The following is a 23,293-nucleotide window of genomic DNA, read 5'->3' on the forward strand; positions in this document are numbered from 1 at the left end:
GGCCGCAAGTCGTCCGCACGATGCTGTGCGCGCGGCCCCGCCACCCGTCGTCCGCGACCCGAACCCCGCCTCCGGAGGCCCCCTTAATGTCCCAGTCGACGACCGCACCACGCCGAACAGGCGGAGTCGTCCCCGTCCTCGCCTTCTCCGGCATCGTCGTCGCCGTCATGCAGACGCTGCTGGTGCCGGTGATCAAGGACCTGCCCGCGCTGCTGAGCACCGCCCCCACCAACGCCACCTGGGTCATGACCGCGACCCTGCTCGCCGGCGCCGTCTCCACCCCGATCATGGGCCGGCTCGGCGACCTCGCGGGCAAGCGCAGGATGCTGCTCACCAGCCTCGCCGTCATGGTCGTCGGCTCCCTGATCTGCGGTTTCACCGACCAGCTCGTGGTGATGATCGTCGGCCGCGCCCTCCAGGGCTTCGCCATGGGCGCCATTCCGCTCGGCATCGGCCTGATGCGGGACATGCTGCCGCCGGAGAAGCTCGGCTCGGCCATGGCGCTGATGTCGTCCTCCATCGGCGTCGGCGGCGGCCTCGCGCTGCCGCTCGCCGCGCTCGTCGCGCAGCACGCCGACTGGCACGCGCTGTTCTTCCTCGCGGCGGGCCTGGGCGTCGTCTCGATCATCGCGACGCTGCTCCTCGTACCCGAGAGCCCGCTGCGGGCGCAGGGCACGTTCGACATCGCGGGCGCGCTCGGGCTCTCGCTCGGCCTGGTCCTCTTCCTCCTGCCGATCACCAAGGGCAGCGACTGGGGCTGGTCCAGCGGCCTCACCCTCGGCCTGTTCGCCGCCGCGGTCGTCGTGCTCCTCGCCTGGGGCGCGATGGAGCTGCGCCTGAAGGCCCCGCTGGTCGACCTGCGCACCACCGCCCGCCGCGAGGTGCTGCTCACCAACCTCGCCTCGATCATGGTGGGTGTCGCCTTCTACGCGATCTCCCTGGTCCTGCCGCAACTGCTGCAACTGCCCTCGGCCACCGGCTACGGCCTCGGCCAGTCCATGGTCGTCGCGGGCCTGTGCGTGGCGCCGCTCGGCCTGACCATGATGTTCACGGCCCCCGTCTACGCCCGCCTCTCCGCCCGCTTCGGGCCCAAGGTCACCCTCATCCTCGGCATGCTGATCATCGCGATCGGCTACGGGGCCGGGCTCGGCCTGATGAACGCCGCCTGGCAGACCATCGTCATCTCGGTCGTCGTCGGCGCGGGCATCGGCCTCGCCTACTCCTCGCTGCCCGCGCTGATCATCGGCGCGGTGGACGCCTCCGAGACGGGCGCGGCGAACGGCCTCAACACCCTGATGCGCTCCATCGGCACGTCGGTGTCCTCGGCCGTGATCGGCATGGTCCTGGCCAACACGGCGAACCACGTGGGCGGGGTCGCGGTCCCGACGCTGCACGGCTTCCGCGTCTCGTTCCTGATCGCCACCGGCGCGGTCGCGGTCGGCGTCCTGCTCGCCCTGTTCCTGCCCGGCCGGCGCGCGGCGAGCGTCCGCCAGCACGTCCAGCTCCGCGCGAGCAGCGAGGAGGACGCCAACCTGGCCCACGCCGAGCAAGCCGCCTCCTCGCACTTCCGCGGCCAGGTCCTCGACCCGGCGGGCCTCCCCGTCGCCCACGCCAAGGTCACCCTGATCGACCGCCGAGGCCGCCAGGCGGGCGCCGCCCTCACCGACGCGGAGGGCCACTACGCCCTGGACGTCCCCGAGGGTGGCTCGTACGTCCTCGCGGTGACGGCCCACGGGCACGCGCCGCGCGCGTCGTCGGCGACGCACCACGGGGAGAAGCGGGCGGTCCGTGTCGACCTCGCGCTGGACGCGGTGGCCGAGCAGGTCTGAGCCGGGACTGTGGTTCAGCCGGTGCCGCGCGTTCGCGCGCGGCACCGGCCACCCGAAGCCGGGAACCCTCATGGCAGCATGCAGGGCATGACCACCACGAGCCCCACCCCGCACGCCGATGTCCTCGCCGCCTTCGAGCGGGCCAAGGGGTTCATGCCGCTCCGTGAGGGGCTCGCGCTGTACGCGGCGGCGGTGGAGGCGGCGGGGCTCGGGCTGCCGTTGCTGGAAGTGGGGACCTACTGCGGGCGGTCCACGATCCTGCTCGCGGACGCGGCCCGCGCCGCCGGGGTGACGGCGCTCACCGTCGACCACCACCGCGGCAGCGAGGAGCAGCAGCCGGGCTGGGACTTCCACGACCCGGAGACGGTCGACCCGGTGGTCGGGCTGATGGACACGCTGCCCACCTTCCGGCGGACCCTGCACGCGGCGGGCCTGGAGGAGCACGTGGTGGCCCTGGTCGGCCGGTCGCCGCAGGTGGCGCGCGTGTGGGGCGGGCCGCTCGGGCTCGTCTTCATCGACGGCGGCCACACCGACGAGCACGCGAACGCCGACTACGAGGGCTGGGCGCCGCATGTCGCCGAGGGCGGCCTGCTCGTCATCCACGACGTCTTCCCCGTCAAGCACGACGAGTGGACGGGCCAGGCCCCGTACCGCGTGTACCTGCGGGCACTTCAGTCCGGGGCGTTCACCGAGGTCTCGGAGTGCGACTCGCTGCGCGTCCTGCGCCGAACGGGCGCGGGGAGCTGAGGGCCCGGTTAGGCTCGCCCCGTGTCGTACGAAGGTCCGGACCCCGATGGCTTCGATGATTTCTACAACAACGCCCCGGGCGGCCCCGGTCGCAGACCGCGCGGGACGCGCACCCGGCCGCTGCTGATCAGCGCGGCGGCCGTCGCCGTCGCGGCGGGCGCGATCTGGGTGGTCGCCCAGGCCGTGGGCGGTGGCGGTGACCAGGCGAAGGTGCTCCCCGCGCCGAGCCGGTCCGTCACGTCCGCCCCGTCGCCCGCCGGATCGTCCGGCGCGGCCGACGCGAAGCAGCCGGACGGCTCCCCGTCGAAGGCCCCCTCCCCCGCCTCCCCGTCCGCCCCGGCGACGCCGAAGACCCCGAAGACCCCGTCGAAGCCGGCCGGTGGCGGCTCCGGGCCGCTCGCGGGCAAGGTCGTCGTCATCGACCCGGGTCACAATCCGGGTAACTTTCGGCACCCGGCCGATATCAATCGCCAGGTGAACGTCGGCAACGGGTCCAAGGAGTGCGACACCACCGGCACCTCCACCAACGCCGGTTACACCGAGGCCCAGTTCACCCTCGACGTCGCGCGCCGCCTGCGCACGCTCCTGCAAGAGCAGGGCGCCACGGTGAAGTTGACCCAGAACGGCGACCGGCCGTGGGGCCCCTGCGTCACCGAGCGCGCCGCCATCGGCAACCAGGCGAAGGCGGACGCCGCGATCTCCGTGCACGCGGACGGCTCCGGCGCGGGCAACCGCGGCTTCCATGTGATCCTTCCCGCGTCCGTGCACGCGGGCAGCGCCGACACCCGTCCGATCGTCGCCTCCTCACGCGACCTCGGCGAACGCGTCGCGGGCAAGTTCCTCCAGGTCACAGGGGAGCCCCCGTCCAACTACGTCGGCGGCGGAACCGGCCTCGACACCCGCTCCGACCTGGGCGGACTCAATCTGTCGACCGTGCCGAAGGTGTTCATCGAGTGCGGCAACATGCGGGACGCGCAGGACGCGGCGCGGCTCACCTCCGACGCGTGGCGGCAGAAGGCGGCACAGGGGCTCTCCGAGGGAATCGTGAGTTTCCTGCGGGGGTAGACACCCCCGTGTGGATCTCGGCAGACACCTCCGGGACGTGGACGATAGTGTCCTCCGTACGATGAGGGGCCACCCCCGCGCTTGGCGCCGCCTCCTGACGATGACGTGACGACTGACCGAAGGACCTGAAGTGAATATCCGCTCCCTCACTCGAGGCGACGGCGTGGTGATCGGAGCAGCGGTGTTGCTGTTCATCGCCTCGTTCCTCGATATCTACACGGCCGACAATGCCGGCGGCTTCGACTTCCCGAACTCCTGGGAGAGCGGCCCGCTCCTGTTCAGCGTGGTCCTCGCCGGAATCATCGGCGCGGCGCTCGTCGTGCTCAGCCACGGCAGGCCGCAGCCCCTCAAGGTGGCGGGGCTCGACCTCGGTCAGTTCGGTGTCGCCTGCACGGTGCTGGCCGCCTGGGCCGCGCTCGGCAACATCTTCGACCCGGCCGGCGGCTACAACAACCTCGGCGGCGCCCTCGGGGACGGCCCGGACCGCGGCATCGGCCTCATCCTCTCCCTGATCGCCACGCTGGTCATGGCCGCCGCCGCGGTCGCGACGCCGCTGGTCCCGGCCCTCAAGGCGAGCCTCGTCGGCGCCCCGCGCCCGCAGCAGCCGCAGCCCTACGGCGGTCAGCCGCAGGGCGGTTACGGCTACCCGGGCGCCCAGCACGGCCAGCCCGGTCCGGGCCAGCCGTACGGCGCGCAGCCCGGCCAGCCGGGTCCGGGCCCGTCCGGTGGCGGGCAGCCCTTCGGCGGGCAGCCGGGCCAGCCGCAGCAGGCCGCCGCTCCGGCGCCGCAGTCCGGCGGGCAGCCCGCCGGGGACTTCTCCCCGTTCTGGTTCGCCGTGCCGGTACCGCGTCCGCTGTACGCGGAGGACGGCTCGCCGACCCCGATCGCCGAACTGGCGCCGGGAACCTGGTACTTGGCCGTCGAGCAGCGGGGCCCCGGCCTCGTCGCGCAGACGCAGGACGGCCGTCGCGGCGTCCTCCAGGACACGACCGGGATCCAGCGCGGCTGATCCCGTCAGCGCCCGACAAGGCCCCTCGCCCGTCTTCTTCCGGGCGAGGGGCCTTTCGCGTACGCTCGCCCGACGGACGGCCCGGCTGACCGGCCGTCAGGTCACGGGAGGGGAGCGCATGCGGCTCGGACTCGCACTCGGCTACTGGGGGCGCGGGCCCGACCCCGGCCACCTCGACCTCGTACGCCGGGCGGAGCGTCTCGGGTACGACTCGGTGTGGACCTCCGAGTCATGGGGCAGCGACGCGTTCACGCCGCTGACCTGGATCGCCGCGCACACCAGCCGCATCCGCCTCGGAACCGCCATCGCGCAGATGGCGGCCCGCTCCCCCACCACCACCGCCATGCACACGCTGACCCTGGACCACCTCTCGGGCGGCCGGATGATGCTCGGCCTCGGGCTGTCCGGGCCGCAGGTGGTGGAGGGCTGGTACGGGCGGCCGTTCCCTCGGTCGCCGCTGACCGCGACGCGCGAGTACGTGGACGTCGTCCGGCAAGTGCTGCGGCGCGAGGGCCCCGTCGCGAACGACGGGCGCTTCCACCCGCTGCCCTACCGGGGCGAGGACGGCACCGGCCTGGGCAAGGCGCTGAAGCCGATCACGCATCCGCTCCGCGCCGGTCTGCCGGTGCTGCTCGGTGCCGAAGGGCCGAAGAACGTCGCGCAGACGACGCGGATCGCGGACGGCTGGCTGCCGCTGTACTGGTCGCCGACGAGGACCGACGCGTACGGGGCGGCGCTGACCGGGGCCGATCTGCCCGAGGGATTCATGGTCGCGCCGATGGCACGGGCGAAGCTCTGCGACGACGTCGCCGAGGGGCTGCTCCCCGTCAAGGCCATGCTCGGGTTCTACATCGGCGGCATGGGGCACAGCACCCGCAACTTCCACGCCGACCTCATGGCGCGGATGGGGTACGAGGCCGAGGCCCGGCGCATCCAGGAACTCTTCGCCGAGGGGCGGCGGGAGGAGGCGGTGCTGGCGGTGCCGGACGCGTTCGCCGACGAGATCTCGCTGGTCGGGCCGCGCGGGCGGATCGCCGAACGCCTGGAGCTGTGGCGCAAGGGCCCGGTGACGGACCTGCTCGTCCTGTCACCGGACCCGGAGACCCTGCGCACGCTGGCCGAGCTCAACGCGTAGGGGTCGCTAACCGGCGTTGCGGAGCTCCGAGGTGGACGGGACCTTGTTCTTGACCTCGGCGCCCGCGTCGTTCCCCGCGCCCTTCACCTTGTTGATGATGTCGTCGAAGGACGAGGCGACCGAGTCGGTGCCCTCGCCCTTGCGCAGCTTGCCCGGCAGGTCCTTGAGCGCGTCGATGCCCGAGGTGAGCGGGGCGATGGCCTTGGAGAGCTTCGGGTCGCCCTCGGCGTTCTTCTTCGCCGCCTTCAGCCGGTTGTAGGTGAGCGCGCCCGCGAGGCCCGCCTTCACCAGGGCGACCTTGCGGCCGTCCGCGCCCTTCTTGAACTTGCCCGCCTTCCACGGCTTCACGATCCACTGGTAGGTGGCGCCCGCCGCGATGCCGGCGTTCGCGACGAACCGGGTCTTGGCGAGCTTCTGCTTCTGGGCCGTGGTCGAGGCGCTGGGGCTGGCCGACGTACCGGCCTTCGTGTCCTTGTCGTCGCCGCCGCCGCACGCGGTGGTGCCGGCCAGCATGGCGCCGCACAGGAGCACCGCCACGAGCAGGCGGCGCAGGGGTAGGGGGAAGCTGGGCACCACGGTTACCTCCGGGCCTCGGACTGCACTCCTGGCAGCCTCGCCCGGGTCCGATCACTGCGCCACCCGGGCGAGCCCGTCCGTGGCGGCGCCCTGGTTCTGCGGCGGAATCCGGGGCATCCGGAGGTCATGTCTGTGAATCGGCGTTACAGAGGCTCAAGCGAAGCAGGCCGGGTTGTCATGATCATTGCAGACATCCTGGCGGTCATTCTCGTCCTGTGGATCCTGATGTATCTGCTGGACGCGAACCGGGGCAACGACCTTGTCCAGTGGGTCCACGACGCGGCGAACTGGCTCGCCGGCTGGTCCCACGACCTGTTCACCTTCGACGCCGCGTGGGCGCGCGTGGTCGCGGGCTACGGCCTGGCGGCGGTCGTCTACCTGGCGATCGGCCACTTCGTGGCCAACCAACTCCGCCGCTGACCGGCTCCGCCGCGCACCCGGTCATCTGGGACCGCGCGGTATGACTTGGTACGCGTAGGCGCGGGCTGCCGTGACGCGACCGCCGAGCACGGGTGGCGGGACCCGCCACCCGCCCCCGGCGGCACGAAGCCGCGGGTGCTGGCGCGGAACATGCGGGAGACGGTGCGGCGCGGCCCCCGGGCGCCGACAGCCCGGGACGCCCCACCCCGGCCGCGCGTCGGCGCGCGTCGGCCGCGTCGGCAGGGACGCCGGCACGGCCCGCTGACCGGCGTTCTTTCAGCGGGCCCCGCAGGAGCGGCGGGGACGGTGACGTGTGCGTGGCGAAGCCGGTTCCGCCCTGGGCGCTGAAGTCCGGTCCGGCTCCGCAAGGGGCTGCTGTGTTCGCTGGGTCCGGCGCGCCGCCGGGCCACGGCAGGGCCGGGGCCCGGACGCGCCGCAGCCCCGGGCCCCACCCGCCCCCCGGAGGGCTAGGCGCAGCAGTTCGGGTCCATGCCTGATGGGAGGGACTCCGGGTTGAAGATGTGGCAGGTTGCCTCGTCGCCGCCCAGGGCCGCTACCGCCAGGAGGACCGAGCCCGCTGTCCACGTCGTCAGTTCTTCGGGCCAGACGGCCCGGTCCTCGAAGACGTAGCCGGTCCAGTAGAGGCCGGAGTGCGGATCGCGCAGGTGCTGGATGTCCTGGAGGATCGTCAGCGCGCGGTCGGACTCGCCGGTCGCCCACAGCGCGAGGGCCAGTTCGGCGCTCTCACCTCCGGTGACCCACGGGTTCGGGACGACGCAGCGCACCCCGAGGCCGGGGACCACGAAACGGTCCCAGCCCGCTTCGATGCGCGCCTTCGCCTCGGCGCCGCGCAGGGCGCCGCCGAGCACGGGGTAGTACCAGTCCATGGAGTAGCGGTCCTTGTCGAGGAACCGCTCGGGGTGGCGCCGGATGGCATGGCGCAGGGCGCCGACGGCCAGCTCCCAGTCGGGCTGCGGCTCCTCGCGCTGTTCGGCGATGGCGAGGGCGCAGCGCAGGGCGTGGTGGATGGAGGAGCTGCCGGTGAGGAGCGCGTCGTCGACCGGTGTGCCGTCCGGCTCCCGCTTCCAGCCGATCTGGCCCCCGGGCTGTTGCAGCCGCAGCACGAACTCCATCGCCGCGTACACGGTGGGCCACATGCGGTCCAGGAAGCCGTCGTCGCCGGTGGAGAGGTAGTGGTGCCAGACGCCGACGGCCACGTACGCGACGAAGTTGGTCTCGCGGCCGTGGTCGGTGACGTCGTGGGGGTCGCCGTCGTGGTAGGCGGCGTACCAGGAGCCGTCCTCGTTCTGGTGGCGGGCGAGCCAGTCGTAGGCGCGTTCGGCGGCTTCGTGCTCCCCGGCGACGTCGAGCGCCATGGCGGCCTCGGTGTGGTCCCAGGGGTCGAGGTGGTGACGGCGGAACCACGGTATGGCCCCGTCCGGGCGCTGGATGTCCAGGATGCCGCGCACCGTCCGGGCCGCCTGATCTGCCGTCAGGACGCCGTCGAGGACGAGGAGTTCGGTCCGTTCCGGACTGCTCACGCAGCGGCCCCGCTGTCCTTCGGCAGGTGCGGCTTGGTGGCGTAGGCGACGAAGCTCTTGCCGACGACGGGGTTGAGGAGCTGCTCGGCGACCCGGGTCAGGGCGGGCTTCTTCATGATGTCCCAGACCAGGAGCTTGTGGTACGCCTTGACGGGCAGCGCCTTGTCGTTGTCGACGCCGAAGGCGCACTTCAGCCACCAGTACGGGGAGTGCAGCGCGTGGGCGTGGTGCGTGCCGTACGGCTTGAGGCCCGCTTCCCGCATCCTGCCGAGGAGTTCGTCGGCCTTGTAGATGCGGATGTGGCCGCCCTCGACCTCGTGGTATTCGTCGGACAGCGCCCAGCAGACCTTCTCGGGGCCGTAGCGCGGCACGGTGACGGCGATGCGGCCGCCGGGCTTGAGGACGCGGACCATCTCGGCGAGCACGCCCTTGTCGTCGGGGATGTGCTCCATGACCTCGCTGATGATGACGACGTCGAACGACTCGTCGGGGAAGGGCAGTTGCAGCGCGTCGCCCTCCATGGCGGTGGCCGTCGCGCCCGCGGGGGCCTCACCGGCCTCCTTCATCGCGGCGAACCACTTGGCGACCTCGGCGATCTCCTCCGCGTTCCGGTCGAGGGCGACGACCTGGGCTCCGCGCCGGTAGCACTCGAAGGCGTGCCGTCCCGCTCCGCAGCCGAGGTCGAGGACGCGATCACCCGCGGCGAGCGGGAAACGGGTGAAGTCGACGGTCAGCACGTGGCCCTGCTTTCCTGAGAGGTTTCCGGAGAGATTTCCTGCGGAGTTGGCTGGTGGGGGCGTACGGAGGTGCCGGGTGCCGCCCCTTCGATGGCCGCGCGGTACAGCTCGGCCGTGCCTTGCGCGGCCCGCGCCCAGGTGAAGCGGGCGAGGACCCGGGCGCGGCCGGCGGCGCCGAGGCGGAGCCGGAGGGGCTCGTCGCCGAGGAGCCGGATGAGGGCGGCGGCGAGCGCGCCGGCGTCCCCGGTGGGCACCGCGAGGCAGGTCTCGCCGTCGGGGCCCGCGACCTCGGGGATGGCGCCGCCGGTGGTGGCGACGAGCGGGGTGCCGGTGGCCATGGCCTCGGCGGCGGGCAGCGAGAACCCCTCGTAGAGGGAGGGCACGCACGCGACCTGCGCGGAGCGGACGAGGTCGACGAGCTCCTGGTCGCTGATGCCCTTGACGAAGCGGACGGCGCCTTCGAGCCCGTACCGCTCGATGGCCTGGGCGACGGGTCCGTCCTCGGCGCGCTTGCCGACGACGACGAGGTGGGCGTCGGGCTGTTCGGCGCGGACCTTGGCGAGCCCCTCGACGAGGAAGACGAGGCCCTTGAGCGGGACGTCGGCGCTGGAGGTCGTCACGATCCGGCCGGGCACCTCGGGCACGGCCGGGTCGGGCGAGAACAGGTCGGTGTCGGCGCCGATGTGGACGACGCTGATGCGTTTCTCCTCGACGCCCAGGTGCTGCACGATCTCGTCGCGCGAGGTGCCGGAGACGGTCAGCACGGACGGCAGGCGGCGCGCGACGCGCTTCTGCATGCGGGTGAACGCGTACCAGCGGCGCACGGACATCCGCCGCTTCCAGTTCTCGGCGGCGTCCAGTTCGAGCTGCCGGTCGACGGTGATGGGGTGGTGGATGGTGGTGACGAGCGGGGCGCCGAGCGCGTCGGGGCCGCCGAGGAGCCCGTAGCCGAGGGTCTGGTTGTCGTGGACGACGTCGAACTGGCCGCGCCTGGCCCGCAGGTGGCGGCGGGCGCGCAGGGAGAACGTGAGCGGTTCGGGGAAGCCGCCGGTCCACATGGTGGCGACCTCGGCGGCGTCGATCCAGTCCCGGTACTCCTCGCGCTTCGGCGTGCGGAACGGGTCGGGGCTGCGGTACAGGTCGAGGCTGGGCAGCTCGGTGAGGGAGAGCCCGCCGGGGCCCGTGCCGTCGAGGACCTCGTCCAGTACGGGGTAGGGCTGGGCGCCGATCACCTCCACGCGGTGCCCGAGCCGGGCCAGCTCACGCGAGAGGTGCCGCACGTACACGCCCTGGCCCCCGCAGAACGGGTTGCCCTTGTACGTGAGCAGAGCGATGCGCAACGACTCCGCGGTCACTCCAGGCCACCCTTCTCCCTGCTTGCCCGTGGACACTGGACACTACGTGGGGACGCTAATCTAGAACAAGTTTCAGACTTGATCGTTCAATGAGCATCGAATCTACCGGCAGGTAGCGAGGCTGTGACCGGCGGATCGGGTGATTCACGCCACGGCCGGACCACGGGACACGGAAGCGAACTGATGACAGCTCCGGACGGCACAGGCTCCGCGCAGGGCGCCCCCGCGCTCACCGAGCGGCAGGAGGCGCGGCGCCGCCGCATCCTGCACGCGAGCGCCCAGCTCGCGGCGCGCGGCGGCTTCGACGCGGTGCAGATGCGCGAGGTCGCCGAGGTCTCGCAGGTCGCCCTCGGCACGCTGTACCGCTACTTCCCCAGCAAGGTCCATCTGCTGGTCGCCACCATGCAGGACCAGTTGCAGCACATGCACACCACGCTGCGCAAGCGTCCGCCGTCCTCGGACTCCCCCGCCGAGCGCGTCGCCGAGACGCTGATGCGCGCCTTCCGTGCCCTGCAGCGCGAGCCGCACCTGGCGGACGCGATGGTCCGGGCGCTGACCTTCGCGGACCGCAGCGTCAGCCCGGAGGTCGACCAGGTCTCCCGGCAGACCACGGCGATCATCCTGGACGCGATGGAGCTGGACGATCCGACGCCCGCGCAACTCTCCGCCGTCCGTGTCATCGAGCACACCTGGCACTCGGCGCTCATCACGTGGCTGTCGGGGCGGGCCTCCATCGCCCAGGTCAGGATCGACATCGAGACGGTGTGCCGGCTCATCGACCTGACCGATCCCGGCCACCGCTGAGCTATTTGTGGCCGATGACAGTTCCGCCCGCCCCTGACGGGGAACCCGTCGGTTGAATTGTTCAAGCGCTGGGGACGGGCGCGGACGGTTTAAGAGGGGGCAGCGTGATCCGGGTACTTCTTGTGCACGATTCCTGTCTGATGCGTTCGGCACTGGCCGAACGGCTCGGCAGGGAACCAGATTTGGAAGTGCATGACACACCTTGGCGTACGGCGGGCGTCCGGGTGGGCGCGCTGGCGCCGCAGATATGCGTGGCGGACCTGGACTGCGACGCGTCGTACGGGACACCGCCGCTGGCGGAGTTGCGGTGCGCGCTCGTGGTGCTGGCGAGCAAGAGCAAACCTGGACCTCTGCGCCGGGCCATGGAGGCCCAGGCGCTCGGCTTCGTGGACAAGGACGGGCCCGTGGAACAGCTTCTGACCGGTATCCGGCAGGTCGCCAAGGGACAGCGGTTCGTGGACGACGCGCTGGGGTTCGGCTTTCTGAGAGCCGCTCAGAACCCCTTAACCAGAAGAGAGTTAGGGGTGCTGTCCCTCGCGGCCGAGGGCGCTCCGGTCTCCGAGATCGCGCGCCGGCTGCACCTGTCCAACGGCACGGTGCGCAACTACATGGCCGCCATCACCCGCAAGATCGGCGCCCGCAACAGGATCGACGCGATACGGATATCCCAGGGCGAAGGCTGGCTGTGACGACGGCTCCGGCGCTCCCCACGCGCCGGCCAGGTCGCGGTAGAGCGGCGAACGCAGCAGCAGTTCCTCATGGTCCCCGCTGACGGTGCGGGGGCCGTCCATCACCAGGACGCGGTCGGCCCGGTGGGCGGAGCTGATCCGGTGGGCGACCACCACCAGGGTCCCGCCGGGCCGCGCCGCGAACGCCCGCTCGGCGCGCTCCTCCGCCGCCGGGTCGAGGTGGCAGGTCGCCTCGTCGAGCAGGGCGAGCGGCGCGGGCGACAGATAGGCGCGGGTGAGCGCGACGAGCTGGCGCTCCCCCGCGGACAGCGCGGCCGGGTCGAGCGGGGCGTCGAGCCCGCCGAGCCGGGCGAGCAGCGCGTCGAGGCCGATCAGGGCCGCGGCGGCGGCCAGTTCGTCGTCGGGCACCGGGTCGGGGCGCAGGTAGCCGAGGTTGTCGCGCAGGGTGCCGCCGAAGACGTACGCCTCCTGCGGGATGAGGACGCGCGCGGCGGCGGCCTGCGGGGAGCGGGCGGGCAGTCCGCACACGTGGATCTCACCGGCCCCGGGGACGAGCAGCCCGGCGGCGAGCCCGGCGAGGGTGGACTTGCCGATGCCGCTGGGGCCGACGACGGCGAGGTGGCCGCCGCGCGGGACGGTCAGGTCGAGGCGGTCGACGACGGGGGCGGCGCCGGGCCCGTAGGCGAAGGTGAGCGCGGACACGCGCAGGGCGGGCGCGGCCGGGTCGCAGGCCGGACGGTACGGCTCCCGCACGGGTGGCTCCTGTCGCTGTGTCTCGGCGGTGAGCCTGCGCAGGACCACGGCCAGGCGTGAGCCGCCCGCGCCGAGGCCGTGGACGAGGCTCTGCAGGGCGGGCGCGAGGGACTGGCCCACGTAGGCGAGGGCGCCGACCAGGGCGCCCGGGGTGACGCCACGGTCGAGCGTCCACGGCGCCGTGACCAGGAGCAGGAACAGCGGCACCTGGGCGCCGATGCCGAGGGCGAGGGCGCGCGGGACGGCCCACCGGGCGAGGGTGCGGGCAGCCCGGTACTCGCGGTCGACGAGGGCGCCCGCGGCCCGCGCCGTCGGTTCCTCGGCGCCCGCCGCGGTGACGTCCCTGAGCCCCGCGCAGACGACGGCGAGCCGCGCCGAGACGCTCTCGTCGGCGATCAGGAACGTCTCCTGCCCGCGCGCGAGCGGCCGCAGCGTGGCGAGGAACAGGGCGACGCCCGCCACCAGCGGCGGCGCGACCACGAGCAGCAGCACCGGCGCGAGCGAGAACAGGCCGACGAGCGCGCCCGCGGCGGTGAAGACGAAGGAGCGGGAGATCATGATCAGCCCGGCGAAGGTGTCGCGGGCGATCTCCACCTGCTGGGTGAGGCGTGAGACGGCCGCCCCGTCGCCGTCTCGGACGCCGCGCTCGACGACGCGGCGCACGAGCAGGTCCCGCAACGGCTCGACGAGCCCGGCCACCGCCCCGTACACCTTCGCGGTGCCGAGGGCGCCCGCGGCGACGCCGAGCACGGCCACGCCGAGCCAGAGCAGGCCGGTGTCCTGGCGCCCGGCGAGGAACCCCTCGTCGAGCGCGCGGGCGAGGGCCCAGCCCAGCAGGAACGTCTGCCCGGTCTCCAGGACCGACCAGAGGGCCAGCCGGGCGACCGTGGCCCGGCGCCGGAGCAGGAAGCGCAGGCCGCGCCGGTACGTTCCCGGGCGCGGGGCGGCCCCGGTCACGCCGCCGCCTCCCCGGCCCCGGCGAAGACGGCCCGGTACGCCGGGTCCCGCCACAGCCGCGTGTGCGGGCCGAGGGCGCGGACGCGGCCGCCGTCGAGCCAGGCCACGGTGGTGGCGCGGGCGGCGGTCGTCGCGCGGTGGGCGACGACGAGGCGGGTGGTGCCGGGCGCGTGGCGCAGCAGCGCGGCGGCGATCTCCCGTTCGGTGATCATGTCGAGGCTGGAGAGCGCGTCGTCGAGGACGAGCAGCCGCCCGCCGTGCGCGAACGCCCGTGCCAGGCCGAGGCGTTGGGCCTCGCCGCCGGAGAGGGGCGCGTCGGCGCAGGCGGTGGCGTACCCGTCGGGCAGCCGGCGGACGAAGGCGTCGGCGTGGGCGGCCTCGGCGGCGCGGACGATCCGCTCGTCCGCCGCCGTACGGGGTCCGGGCCCGAGGGCGATCGTGTCGGCGAGGGTGTCGCCGAGGAGGGTGGGCCGCTCGAAGGCGTAGCCGACGGCGGCGCGCAGTTCGGCGCGGCTCAGTTCGGTGAGCGGCACCCCGTCGAGCAGGACGGTGCCCTCGTCGGGGTCGGTGAGGCGGCCCGCGACGGCGGCGAGCGTGGACTTGCCCGCGCCGGAGACGCCGACCACGGCGAGGGTCTCCCCCGCCGGGACGGTGAGGTCGAGCCGGTCGAGGACGGTCCGGCCGTCGCGGCGGACGGTGACGGAGCGCAGTTCGAGCCGTCCGCCGCCGGGTGGGAGGCGGGCGTCCCCGTACCGGGGCGCGGGCTGCTCCAGGACGTCCCCGAGCCGCTGTCCGGCGGCGCGGGTGCGGACCAGGGCGGCGATGTCGCCGACGAGCATGCCGACGCCGGTGGCGAGAGCGGCGTAGCGCGAGGCGGCGAGCAGTTCGCCGACGGAGAGCCGGTCGTGGAGGAGGAGCAGCCCCGCGGTGGCGACGACGGCGATCTGGAGCAGCGGCGCGAGCGCGACCGCGCCGGCGTTGGCGCGCCCCTGCACCTGCCACAACCGCTCCCCCTGCGAACGGAGTCGGGGCAAGGGCGAGAGCACCCGGGCGGTCTCGCGGTCGGCCGTGTGCGCGGCGGCGATGGTGCGGGCCCCGCCGATCGCCTCGGTGAGCCGGGTCGCGATGTCGCCCTGCGCGTTCTGGTAGGCGGTGACGCAGTCGGAGGAGGCGCGCGCGAAGGAGCGGAGCAGCAGGGCGAGCGCGGGCGCCCCGGCGAGGAACGCGGCGACGAGCCAGGGGTCGGTGAGGCCGAGGGCCACGAGCGCGCCGACGGGCGTGAGGACGGTGGCGGCGAGCGCGGCCACGGTCGCGGGGACGGGCCCGGCCTGCGCGGTGGAGCCGACGAGCCGGGCGAGAAGGTCACCGGCCGGGAAGCGGGCGGTGGCGCCGGGCCCGACGGCGAGGACGTGGCCGAGGAGGCGGTGGCGCAGCCAGGCGGTGGTGCGGGCGTTGGTGGTGCCGGTGAGGACGTCCTCGCAGGCGCCGATGAGCATGAGGCCGCCGAGCAGGACACCGCAGATCACCAGCCAGTGCTGGGCGGCGCCGTCCTTCGCTGGCGTCGTGTGGGCGGCGAACAGGGCGTCCAGGGTGCGCCCGAGGACGTACGGGAGGAGCAGGCCCGCGCCCGAGGAGGCGACGGTCAGCAGGCACAGGGCCAGGCACCGGCCCGCGCTGTACCGGGTCGCGGAGCGCAGGAGCGCGTCGCCGGACGCCTTCATGGAGCCTCGCATCCGTGGTGGCGGGGGGCAGGGAAGAGGACGGGGCCGTCCACCAGGGGCGGCCCCGCCGTCGTCAGGACCGAGGGACGTGCGTCCCATCAGTCCTGACGGACCTTCACCGCGGCGGACGAACCGTCACAGACAAAGGAGGGTGCTGTTGGAGCTGTGCTTGTCGCAGGCGAGCAGGCTCACGTTGCTGCCGCCGCCACCGCCACCGGTGGTCTCTTCGGCTTCGAGGCTCTGCAGGTCGAGAAGTGCCATGGTCTTCCCTTTCGTCGTCTTCATCTTGTGGGGACGGGGTGGTGCTGTGCGGTTGTGTCACGACTCCGGACGGTGCCGGAGCCGGCTCTGGGGCCGCCGCAGGGGCGGCAGGAACGGCAGGTGGACGCCGCGTTCCGGTTCCATGGCCGCGCCGAGGGCGAGCAGGCATCCCGCGGTGCCGCTGGCGAGGTCCATGGAGAGGCGCATCATCTGGTGCCCGGGGAAGGCGAGTTCGCCCTTGTACGGCATCGACAGCCAGCCGAGTGCGTCGATCTGCGCGGCGATCCGCGCGTCCGTGGCGCCGGGCGCCGTGGTGCGGGCGAGGTGCAGGATCATTCCGGCGCGGCCCTCGAACAGGCCGGGCTGGACGTAGAAGCGGGAGGTCGCGGCCGTGATGACGGACGCGCGGACCTGCTCGGCGTCACGGCCGCCGAGATCCGCGTCCGGTGCGGCCCGCAGATAGTCGTCGAGGACCATCCCGACCCCGGCGCTGCCGTCGGCCAGGTAGGGCATGGTGCGCCAGCCCTCGTCGACGTGGAGCCCGCCGTCGGAGGAGGTACGGCACCGGTCGAGGTCCAGTTCGAGCGCCGTGCCCGCGAGTGCGAGGTGCTCGGGGTCGCCGGTGTGCTCGTACAGCCGCAGCAGGAACAGGGCGGGCCCGGACAGGCCGCGCATCAGCCCGGCCTGCCGCTTGGAGTCCGGGGTCCTGTCCGTGTCGCGTACGTGGACGATCCGCTCGGCGACGATCCCGGCCGCCTCCCTGGCCCGGTCGGCGAGGGTGCTCTCGCCGGTGGCGCGGGCGAGGTGGTCGAGGACCAGGCCGACGCCGGCCAGTCCGCCGTTCAGGCCCGTGGACAGGCGTTGCCACTTCTCGCCGAGCAGCCGGTCGACGAGGTCGAGGGCGCGCTGCCGGTGCCCCATGCGCTCCATGGCGTAGGCGATCCCGGCGATGCCGTCGTAGAGGCCGAGCGCGGTGCCGGGCGGCACCGGGTCGGTGTGGTCGAGGAGCCACTGCTCGCCCTGCTCGTGGCGGGCGGCGCCGGTCTGGTCGAGGGCGAGGAGGACGCCGGCCGCGCCGTGGGCGAGTCCGAGTCCGCCGCCGGTGGCGAACTGGGCGACGTCGCCGGGGAAGAGCCGGTCGTCGCGGTCGGGGGTGGCCGAGGCGAGGATGGCGGCGGCCATGGAGTCGCGGGCGGCGGGCCAGTCGCCGGGCTCGACGCGCGGGGCGGCGCCGGTCGCTCCCCTCCCCGTGACCGGCGGCGCGTCCGCGCTCCCGCGGGTGATCTCGGCGACGGCCTCGTCGAGGAACTCCCGGGGAACGGTGGGGAACTCCGCCGCGATGATCTCCGCCAGGTGCGCGGCCTTGGACCGGTCCACCACGAACAGGGAGGTGACCGGCAGGAAGAGCGCGATCCGCAGACAGGCGAGGGCGTAGCGGTCGATGTCGGTGCCGCTGCGGTCCAGGGGCGCCCAGAAGCCGGGGTGGGCCAGCATCTGGCCGCCGTCCTCCTCGACGCGGGTCGCGGCCTCGAAGTCGATGAGGGTGACGCCCTGTTCGTCGGGGTCGACCATGATGTTGAACAGGTGCAGGTCGTTGAAGACGATGCCGCGCTCGTGGACGGCGGCGACGGCCTTCTCGACGGCGGCGTTGATCCGCAGCACCCAGTCCGCGTACGCGGCGATCGCGTCCGGGTCGGGGTCGGAGCAGAGCAGCGGGTGCCGTTCGGCGAAGAACGCGTTGAGCGCGCGCCCCTCCACGTAGTCCATGACGAGGAAGCGGTGGTCGCCGATGAGGAACCAGTCCCGCACCTCGGGGGCGACACCGAGCCCGGAGAGGCGTTCCAGGGCGGCCTTCTCGCGCTCCAGGCGGGCGATGGCGTCGGCCCCGTCGGCGGCCAGGCCGGCGTGCGGGCGGCCCTCCTTGAGGACGACCTTGCGGCCGTCGCGGGTGTCGGTGCCCCGGTAGACGCCGCCTCCGTTGGAGAAGTGCAGGGCCTTCTCGAAGCGGTACGGAAGATCGGCGACGGTCTGCGCGTTGCGCGCGTCGGCGTGAGGTTTGAGGAAGGCGGGCAGGGGCACCCAGTCGGGGACGTGGAACGCGGGCTCTCTGTTGTCGGGCACGAGGCGGCCCTCGCCGTCCTCGACGGCCGTGACGAGCGTCCCGCGCTCATTGACGACCATACGGCGGGCGAAGGCGCCGTAGCGTACATAAAGCGGACCGTCGCCCCAGCGCAGATCGGTCAGAATATAGGGCCCTTCGAGGCCGCGAAGGAGTTCGTCCAGCTCCTCCAATATCCGGTGGCACTGTTCGTCGTCGGCCGGATAGACGGTGACGAACTTCCCGCTTGTGTCGCGGCTCGCGTATTTGGCGTTCCTCAGGTGCAGCAGATGCGGCGCCGGCACGAATTTGAACGGAATGCCGCGCGGTATGCAATAGTCCCAGACGGTCGAGGCGATCTTCTCCGCGTTCTCCCGCGTGGCGGACGCGTGGATCTTCCAGCCCTGCTTCGGTCCCTGGCGGGGGGTGCCGTCGGCGGCGAGCGGGGTGAGGTTGAGCCACTCACCGTTGGTGTCGGAGCGCCATCCGTCGGGCACCGGCCTGCGCGCCGTCCCGAACTCGGGCAGGGCCCGCGCTTTCCCGTCGGCGGCGAGCCGCTCGGGCGTCTCGTAGAAATGCGGGTCGGCCAGGGCGTAAACCTCGTACCGCTTGTCCATGGCGTGGTCCGCCCTCCTCCGCATCTCGTCTTCGGACGGCAACGAGATTCGCATGCGGCCAAGGAGGGCGGACAGTCACAGACGTCATCAGATAACCATGCGGAACGCACGGGGCAAGTAATGTTCGCCCCGTTCGATATCTACCGTACGCATATTCGACGGTCGCGTGCCCAGGTCATTTCCGGTATTTCATTCCTCGGGCGGGAACACCGGCTCCCCGTCGTCCGCCATCGTGATCATGATGGCCTCGACGGGGCAGCCTTCCGCCGCCGCAAGGACGTCCTCGTCGGCGTCGGTCTCGGTCCGCTCGGGGTGGGACTGGCGGGCCGTGTCGAGGCGGAAGGCGCCGGGCGCGTGGTGCACACACATGCCGGAGCCGATGCAGACGCCCCGGTCGACCTCCACGCGCCAGCGGTCACCCATGCTCAGCGCTCCTCGGGTGCGTATCCGGCGGGCAGGTGGATCATCTTGTGCTCCAGGTAGGCGCCGTAGCCCTCGGGCCCGAACTCCCGCCCCAGGCCGCTGTTCTTGTAGCCGCCGAAGGGTCCGAGCATGTCGAGGCTGAAGGTGTTCACGTTGTACGTGCCCGTGCGCACCTGCCGCGCGACGGCGAGGCCGCGCCCGGTGTCGGCGGTCCACACGCTGCCGCTGAGCCCGTAGTCGGAGTCGTTGGCGATCTTCACGGCTTCGGCCTCGTCCCCGTACGGCAGGAGGCAGATGACGGGTCCGAAGATCTCCTCGCGGGCGATGCGCATCCCGTTGTGGACGTCGCCGAAGAGGGTCGGCTCGACGTACCAGCCGCGTTCGAGCCCGGCGGCGGTGGGCGCTCCCCCACCGGTGAGGACCTTGGCGCCCTCTTCCTGTCCGATGCGGATGTAGTCGAGGTTGCGGCGCTGCTGGCGCCGGGCGACGAGCGGCCCGACCTGGGTCGCGGGGTCGAGCGGATCGCCGACGACGAGCGCGGAGGCGGCGGCGGTGAACGCCTCGGCGAACTCGTCGTAGCGCGAGCGCGGCAGCAGGATGCGGGTCTGGGCGACGCACGCCTGCCCGTTGTTCATCCAGGCGGCGGGCACGACCCCGGCGACGGTCGACTCGACGTCGGCGTCGGGCAGCACGACGGCGGCGGACTTGCCCCCCAGCTCCAGGGTCACGCGCGTCAGATGACGCGAGGCGACCTCCATGACCCGCTTGCCCGCGGCGACGGACCCGGTGAAGGAGATCTTGTCGATCCCCGGATGCCCGACGAGGTACTCGCTGACCTCGCGGTCGGCGGGCAGGATCGACAGCACGCCTTCCGGCAGCCCGGCCTCGCGCGCGATCTCACCGAGGATGTAGGCGTCGAGCGGCGACTCGGGCGACGGCTTCAGGACGACCGTGCAGCCGGCGAGGAGCGCGGGCGCGAGCTTGGCGGCGGCCACGAACTGCGGCACGTTCCACGGCACGACGGCGGCGACGACCCCGACCGGCTCCCGCCGCACGAGCAGCTTGCCGAGGGCGCCGTCACGGGTCTCCTCGTAGGTGAAGGCGCGCGCGACGCCGATCGCGCAGTCCCAGACCATCATCGCCCCGAGCGCCTGGGCGAGGACGGACCACGCGTAGGGAGACCCGTTCTCCTGCGAGATGACCTTGGCGATCTCCTCGTGGCGTGCGGCGATGGCGTCCTTGATGCGCGTCACGACGGCGACCCGCTCCTCCAGGCTCATGCGCGGCCAGGGCCCCTCGTCGAAGGCGCGGCGGGCGGCGGCGACGGCGCGGTCCACGTCGGCGGGCGCGGCGTGCGGCACCCGCCCGAAGACCTCGCCGGTGTGCGGGGAGACGACCTCGATGACGTCCTTGCCGAGGGGGTCGGTCCACTCCCCGCCGATGAAGAGCTGTCCGTGCTCGATGAGTTCGGCCATCGCGACCACCGCTTCCGCTTCGGAGGGGTTCCCGGTGCAGGCTTTTCTGACGCTGCATCAGAACTGATACCAGTTCTATTTGGGCGGCGGAAGACGGGGAGCCCTGCCGAGCAGGCCGCCCGGGGCAACCAATGAAACAAGTTCTACAAGTTCGTCTACAGTGGCGGCAGTTCGGTGCGGCGACGAGCACACCTGACGGCGGAGAGGCACCCCGCGATGACAGAACCGACAGGGACGACCCGGGCGACGCGCGTGACCGACCACGGCGGAGGCGTGCACAGCATCCGCGTGCCGATCCCCGACAACCCGCTCGGCCACACCCTCGTCCACCTCATCGACACCGACACGGGCCCCGTCCTCATCGACACCGGCTGGGACGACCCGGCGTCCTGGACCGCGCTGACGGAGGGCCTCACCGCGTGCGGCACCACCGTCACCGAACTGACCGGCGTCCTCGTCACCCACCACCACCCCGACCACCACGGCCTGTCCGCCAAGGTCCGCGAGGCGTCCGGCGCGTGGATCGCCATGCACGAGGCGGACGCGGCCGTCGTGCGCCGCACCCGCGAGAGCCCGCCCGCCCGCTGGTACGCGTACATGGCCGCGAAGCTGCTCGCCGCGGGAGCGCCCGCGTCACATGTGGCACCGCTGACCGCCGCCGCCGAGGCGGGCCGGCCGCGCCGCCTGCCCGGCCTCGACGCCGCCCTGCCCGACCGCGCCATCACCCCCGGCGACCTCCTCGACCTGCCCGGCCGCCGCCTCCGCGCCCTCTGGACGCCCGGCCACACCCCGGGCCACGTCTGCCTGCACCTGGAGGAGACCCACCCCTGCGGCCTCGCGGGCAACGGCCGCCTCTTCTCCGGCGACCACCTGCTGCCCGGCATCAGCCCCCACATCGGCCTCTACGAGGACCCGTCCGTCGAGGAAGGCTCGACCGACCCGCTCGGCGACTACCTCGACTCCCTCGAACGCGTCGGGCGGCTCGCCCCGGCGGAGGTGCTCCCCGCGCACCAGCACCCGTTCACCGACGCGCCCGCACGGGTGCGGGAACTGCTCGCCCACCACGAGGCCCGGCTCACCGGCCTGCTCGGGCTGCTGTCCGCGCCGCTCACCCCCTGGCAGCTCGCCGCACGCATGGAATGGAACCGGCCCTGGGCCGACATCCCCTACGCCTCCCGCAACATCGCCGTCTCCGAGGCCGAGGCACACTTGCGCCGACTGGTGAAACTCGGGCGGGCGGAAGCCGTCCCGGGAAGCGATCCGGTCGCGTACGCGGCGGCCCCCTGAAGAGCTCCGGATCTTTGCCGCGCGTGGATGGTGAGGGCCGGTCCGCAGGCGTAGGGTCTGGCCTCCAAGGGCTCACCTGAGCTCGAACGACAAGGGGGGCGGCCGCCGATGGCGCCGGACGAGGCTGTGGTCGGCTGTACGGGAAAGCTGCTCGTCGGCACCCGAGGGGCCGACGGTCCCGGCGAGGTACTCGTACGGGTCAGGGGCGGCACGGAGACGTTCATCGCGTACTCCGAGGAACCGCTGATCCGCGACACGACCGTGCTGGTCGTCGAGTCCCTCGGCCACCGCAGGGTGACCGTCATGGCCTGGAGCGATCCCCTCTCCGAACCGCCGCTCGGCGGCGACGGCGGCGCCCGCTAAGGAGACACCAGGGATGTTCGGATATCGCGTTCCCGCACCCGACGAGGCGATGCTGATCTCGGGCGGCAGGCGGGGACTTGGGGGAGCGCCGTTCCGCGTCGTCACCGGGCACGGAAAATTCGTCCTCCCCATCTTCCGCAAGACCCGCTTCCTCTCCCTCGCCATGAGCGAGTCGGAGGTCGTGGAGAAGTGCGTGACCCGGCAGGGCATCGCCCTCACCGTGCGCGCCGTCATCGCGTTCAAGGTCGGCAACGACCACGAGTCCATCGTCAACGCGGGCCAGCGGTTCCTCTCCGACCAGGAACAGATGTCCGTCCTCACCGGGCGGATCTTCGCCGGACACCTCCGCTCCATCATCGGCTCCATGACCGTCGAGGAGATCGTCACCGAACGGCAGAAACTGGCGACGGAGGTCCTCGACACGTCCAAGGCCGAGATGGCGAAGATCGGGCTGCACGTCGACTCGCTCCAGATCCAGTCCATCGACGACGGCCAGACCGGCTACATCGAGGCGATGTCACGCCCGCACAAGGCCAACATCCAGCGAGCCGCGCAGATCGCCCAGGCCCAGGCCACGCAGGCCGCCGCCGAGGCGGAACAGGCCGCCGCCCGCAAGCAGGCCGAGTACGCGCGGCAGACCGCGATCGTGCAGGCCGAGTACAGCGCGGAGGTCGACCGGGCCAAGGCCCACGCCGACCAGGCGGGGCCGCTGGCGCTCGCGCGTGCGCAGCAGGAAGTCCTGGCGGCCCAGACCGAGCTGGCGCTGAAACAGGCCGAACTGCGGGAGAAGCAGCTCGTCGCCGAGATCGTGAAGCCGGCGGAGGCGGACGCGGAGCGGATCCGGGTCCTCGCCCTGGCGGAGGCCGAGCGGATGAAGATCCAGGCGGAGGCCGCGGCCAGCTTCGACCGGGTGGCTCTGGACAGGATGCTGATCGACCAGTTGCCGCAGATCGTGAAGGAGGCGTCCGCGGGGCTCGCCGGGGCGAACGTGAATGTGCTGAACGGGGCGGATGGGCTCGGCGAGATCGCGGCGGGTCTGGTCGGCCAGGGCCTGACGATCCTGGACTCGGTCCGCAAGAACCTGGGCGGGTCGGCGGTGCCCGGGGACGGGATCGAGCGGTACCTGGGGGCGCCCGGCGGGGGTGACGACGGGCCGGTCGACGTGCGCTAGGCCGTCCGGCCGGGGGCGGGTCGGCGGGTGCGGGTCTCGTCGTGGCTGAGCGCGCCGTTCCCCGCGCCCCTGGCGGGGCGCCGTGCGGCGGGCGGTTGATTCGGCGGGTGCCGGTTTCGTCGTGGTTGCTCGCGCCGTTCCCCGCGCCCCTGAAGGCATGCGGCTGCGCCGCGCCTTCCCCGACGGCGCGCCCCTGAGATGGCGCACGGAGTGCGCATCTCAGGGGCGCGGGGGACAGCGCGCCCACCCGATCGGGAGAG

The 23,293-nt window shown here is 72.9% G+C and carries 20 protein-coding genes and 1 pseudogene; 11 read left to right on the forward strand and 10 right to left on the reverse strand.

Annotation, left to right across the window (positions count from 1 at the left end; translation table 11 throughout):
• The first annotated feature begins 86 nt into the window (after positions 1-86).
• From ABZ877_RS13965 to ABZ877_RS13985, 5 genes are all read left to right on the forward strand, one after another.
• A complete protein-coding gene (locus ABZ877_RS13965; RefSeq protein ID WP_361069408.1) occupies positions 87-1,829 on the forward strand; it encodes an MFS transporter in 1,743 nt (580 codons plus the stop codon).
• Positions 1,830-1,907: 78 nt separating this feature from the next.
• Positions 1,908-2,576, forward strand: coding sequence for a class I SAM-dependent methyltransferase (locus ABZ877_RS13970; RefSeq protein ID WP_361069411.1), 669 nt, complete (start codon positions 1,908-1,910; stop codon positions 2,574-2,576).
• Between the two features lie 120 nt (positions 2,577-2,696).
• Complete coding sequence (locus ABZ877_RS13975; protein ID WP_361069487.1) at positions 2,697-3,641, forward strand: N-acetylmuramoyl-L-alanine amidase; 945 nt, start codon at positions 2,697-2,699, stop codon at positions 3,639-3,641.
• 130 nt (positions 3,642-3,771) lie between these two features.
• Entirely contained in the window at positions 3,772-4,650 is an 879-nt protein-coding gene (locus tag ABZ877_RS13980) for a hypothetical protein (RefSeq protein ID WP_361069414.1), read from the forward strand.
• Positions 4,651-4,768: 118 nt separating this feature from the next.
• Complete coding sequence (locus ABZ877_RS13985; protein ID WP_361069417.1) at positions 4,769-5,785, forward strand: LLM class F420-dependent oxidoreductase; 1,017 nt, start codon at positions 4,769-4,771, stop codon at positions 5,783-5,785.
• A gap of 6 nt (positions 5,786-5,791) precedes the next feature.
• Here the strand turns inward: ABZ877_RS13985 and ABZ877_RS13990 are convergent, their stop codons facing one another.
• Positions 5,792-6,358 carry a hypothetical protein gene (locus ABZ877_RS13990; protein WP_361069420.1) on the reverse strand — a complete coding sequence of 189 codons (567 nt, stop codon included), beginning with the start codon at positions 6,356-6,358 and terminating at the stop codon, positions 5,792-5,794.
• 180 nt (positions 6,359-6,538) lie between these two features.
• On the opposite strand from ABZ877_RS13990, the gene ABZ877_RS13995 reads away from it, so the two are divergent.
• Entirely contained in the window at positions 6,539-6,781 is a 243-nt protein-coding gene (locus ABZ877_RS13995; RefSeq protein WP_361069423.1) for a hypothetical protein, read from the forward strand.
• Positions 6,782-7,248: 467 nt separating this feature from the next.
• Here ABZ877_RS13995 and ABZ877_RS14000 read toward each other — a convergent pair whose 3' ends face one another.
• Genes ABZ877_RS14000 through ABZ877_RS14010 form a run of 3 tightly spaced genes read right to left on the reverse strand, consistent with a single transcriptional unit; the run spans position 7,249 to position 10,414 of the window.
• Complete coding sequence (locus ABZ877_RS14000; RefSeq protein ID WP_361069425.1) at positions 7,249-8,322, reverse strand: prenyltransferase/squalene oxidase repeat-containing protein; 1,074 nt, start codon at positions 8,320-8,322, stop codon at positions 7,249-7,251.
• A complete protein-coding gene (locus ABZ877_RS14005) occupies positions 8,319-9,059 on the reverse strand; it encodes a class I SAM-dependent methyltransferase (protein ID WP_361069428.1) in 741 nt (246 codons plus the stop codon). The genes ABZ877_RS14000 and ABZ877_RS14005 overlap by 4 nt, the downstream gene beginning before the upstream one ends.
• Complete coding sequence (locus tag ABZ877_RS14010) at positions 9,053-10,414, reverse strand: glycosyltransferase family 4 protein (protein WP_361069431.1); 1,362 nt, start codon at positions 10,412-10,414, stop codon at positions 9,053-9,055. The genes ABZ877_RS14005 and ABZ877_RS14010 overlap by 7 nt, the downstream gene beginning before the upstream one ends.
• A 183-nt stretch (positions 10,415-10,597) precedes the next feature.
• On the opposite strand from ABZ877_RS14010, the gene ABZ877_RS14015 reads away from it, so the two are divergent.
• Complete coding sequence (locus tag ABZ877_RS14015; protein WP_361069434.1) at positions 10,598-11,218, forward strand: TetR family transcriptional regulator; 621 nt, start codon at positions 10,598-10,600, stop codon at positions 11,216-11,218.
• Between the two features lie 362 nt (positions 11,219-11,580).
• A pseudogene (locus ABZ877_RS14020) lies at positions 11,581-11,823 on the forward strand (LuxR C-terminal-related transcriptional regulator); the annotation flags it as partial.
• On the opposite strand, the gene ABZ877_RS14025 reads toward ABZ877_RS14020, so the two are convergent.
• The 6 genes from ABZ877_RS14025 to ABZ877_RS14050 form a co-directional block, all read right to left on the reverse strand.
• Positions 11,737-13,617, reverse strand: a complete 1,881-nt coding sequence (locus ABZ877_RS14025) for an ABC transporter ATP-binding protein (RefSeq protein ID WP_361069437.1) — start codon at positions 13,615-13,617, stop codon at positions 11,737-11,739. The pseudogene ABZ877_RS14020 and the gene ABZ877_RS14025 overlap by 87 nt on opposite strands.
• On the reverse strand, positions 13,614-15,338 hold the full coding sequence (locus tag ABZ877_RS14030) for an ABC transporter ATP-binding protein (RefSeq protein ID WP_361069439.1): 1,725 nt from the start codon (positions 15,336-15,338) through the stop codon (positions 13,614-13,616). The genes ABZ877_RS14025 and ABZ877_RS14030 overlap by 4 nt, the downstream gene beginning before the upstream one ends.
• 135 nt (positions 15,339-15,473) lie before the next feature.
• Positions 15,474-15,599 carry a SapB/AmfS family lanthipeptide gene (locus tag ABZ877_RS14035; protein WP_361069442.1) on the reverse strand — a complete coding sequence of 42 codons (126 nt, stop codon included), beginning with the start codon at positions 15,597-15,599 and terminating at the stop codon, positions 15,474-15,476.
• A 57-nt stretch (positions 15,600-15,656) separates the two neighbouring features.
• A complete protein-coding gene (gene lanKC, locus ABZ877_RS14040) occupies positions 15,657-18,314 on the reverse strand; it encodes a class III lanthionine synthetase LanKC (RefSeq protein ID WP_361069445.1) in 2,658 nt (885 codons plus the stop codon).
• A gap of 189 nt (positions 18,315-18,503) precedes the next feature.
• Positions 18,504-18,737 (reverse strand): ferredoxin, encoded by a 234-nt coding sequence (locus tag ABZ877_RS14045; RefSeq protein ID WP_361069447.1) that lies wholly within the window; start codon positions 18,735-18,737, stop codon positions 18,504-18,506.
• Between the two features lie 2 nt (positions 18,738-18,739).
• The gene (locus ABZ877_RS14050) at positions 18,740-20,212 is read right to left on the reverse strand and encodes an aldehyde dehydrogenase (RefSeq protein WP_361069450.1); all 1,473 of its coding nucleotides are present in this window, start codon (positions 20,210-20,212) and stop codon (positions 18,740-18,742) included.
• 216 nt (positions 20,213-20,428) lie between these two features.
• On the opposite strand from ABZ877_RS14050, the gene ABZ877_RS14055 reads away from it, so the two are divergent.
• The 3 genes from ABZ877_RS14055 to ABZ877_RS14065 all read left to right on the forward strand — a co-directional run bounded on the left by ABZ877_RS14055 (position 20,429) and on the right by ABZ877_RS14065 (position 23,033).
• Positions 20,429-21,499, forward strand: coding sequence for an MBL fold metallo-hydrolase (locus ABZ877_RS14055; RefSeq protein ID WP_361069453.1), 1,071 nt, complete (start codon positions 20,429-20,431; stop codon positions 21,497-21,499).
• Between the two features lie 108 nt (positions 21,500-21,607).
• Positions 21,608-21,862, forward strand: a complete 255-nt coding sequence (locus ABZ877_RS14060; RefSeq protein WP_361069456.1) for a hypothetical protein — start codon at positions 21,608-21,610, stop codon at positions 21,860-21,862.
• 13 nt (positions 21,863-21,875) lie between these two features.
• Positions 21,876-23,033 (forward strand): SPFH domain-containing protein, encoded by a 1,158-nt coding sequence (locus tag ABZ877_RS14065; RefSeq protein WP_361069459.1) that lies wholly within the window; start codon positions 21,876-21,878, stop codon positions 23,031-23,033.
• The last annotated feature ends 260 nt before the right edge of the window (positions 23,034-23,293 follow it).

Origin of the sequence: Streptomyces sp. NPDC046939, assembly GCF_040644575.1 — a bacterium.
Lineage (GTDB): Bacteria > Actinomycetota > Actinomycetes > Streptomycetales > Streptomycetaceae > Streptomyces.

What these genes read in the sequence shown, in the direction of transcription:
- ABZ877_RS13995 (WP_361069423.1), top strand. Translation starts at nt 6,539, where the DNA reads ATGATCATTGCAGACATCCTGGCGGTCATTCTCGTCCTGTGGATCCTG.
- ABZ877_RS13985 (WP_361069417.1), top strand. Translation starts at nt 4,769, where the DNA reads ATGCGGCTCGGACTCGCACTCGGCTACTGGGGGCGCGGGCCCGACCCC.
- lanKC (WP_361069445.1), bottom strand. Translation starts at nt 18,314, where the DNA reads ATGGACAAGCGGTACGAGGTTTACGCCCTGGCCGACCCGCATTTCTAC.
- ABZ877_RS13965 (WP_361069408.1), top strand. Translation starts at nt 87, where the DNA reads ATGTCCCAGTCGACGACCGCACCACGCCGAACAGGCGGAGTCGTCCCC.
- ABZ877_RS14050 (WP_361069450.1), bottom strand. Translation starts at nt 20,212, where the DNA reads ATGGCCGAACTCATCGAGCACGGACAGCTCTTCATCGGCGGGGAGTGG.
- ABZ877_RS14030 (WP_361069439.1), bottom strand. Translation starts at nt 15,338, where the DNA reads ATGAAGGCGTCCGGCGACGCGCTCCTGCGCTCCGCGACCCGGTACAGC.
- ABZ877_RS14060 (WP_361069456.1), top strand. Translation starts at nt 21,608, where the DNA reads ATGGCGCCGGACGAGGCTGTGGTCGGCTGTACGGGAAAGCTGCTCGTC.
- ABZ877_RS13970 (WP_361069411.1), top strand. Translation starts at nt 1,908, where the DNA reads ATGCAGGGCATGACCACCACGAGCCCCACCCCGCACGCCGATGTCCTC.
- ABZ877_RS14045 (WP_361069447.1), bottom strand. Translation starts at nt 18,737, where the DNA reads ATGGGTGACCGCTGGCGCGTGGAGGTCGACCGGGGCGTCTGCATCGGC.
- ABZ877_RS14035 (WP_361069442.1), bottom strand. Translation starts at nt 15,599, where the DNA reads ATGGCACTTCTCGACCTGCAGAGCCTCGAAGCCGAAGAGACCACCGGT.
- ABZ877_RS14065 (WP_361069459.1), top strand. Translation starts at nt 21,876, where the DNA reads ATGTTCGGATATCGCGTTCCCGCACCCGACGAGGCGATGCTGATCTCG.
- ABZ877_RS14055 (WP_361069453.1), top strand. Translation starts at nt 20,429, where the DNA reads ATGACAGAACCGACAGGGACGACCCGGGCGACGCGCGTGACCGACCAC.
- ABZ877_RS14015 (WP_361069434.1), top strand. Translation starts at nt 10,598, where the DNA reads ATGACAGCTCCGGACGGCACAGGCTCCGCGCAGGGCGCCCCCGCGCTC.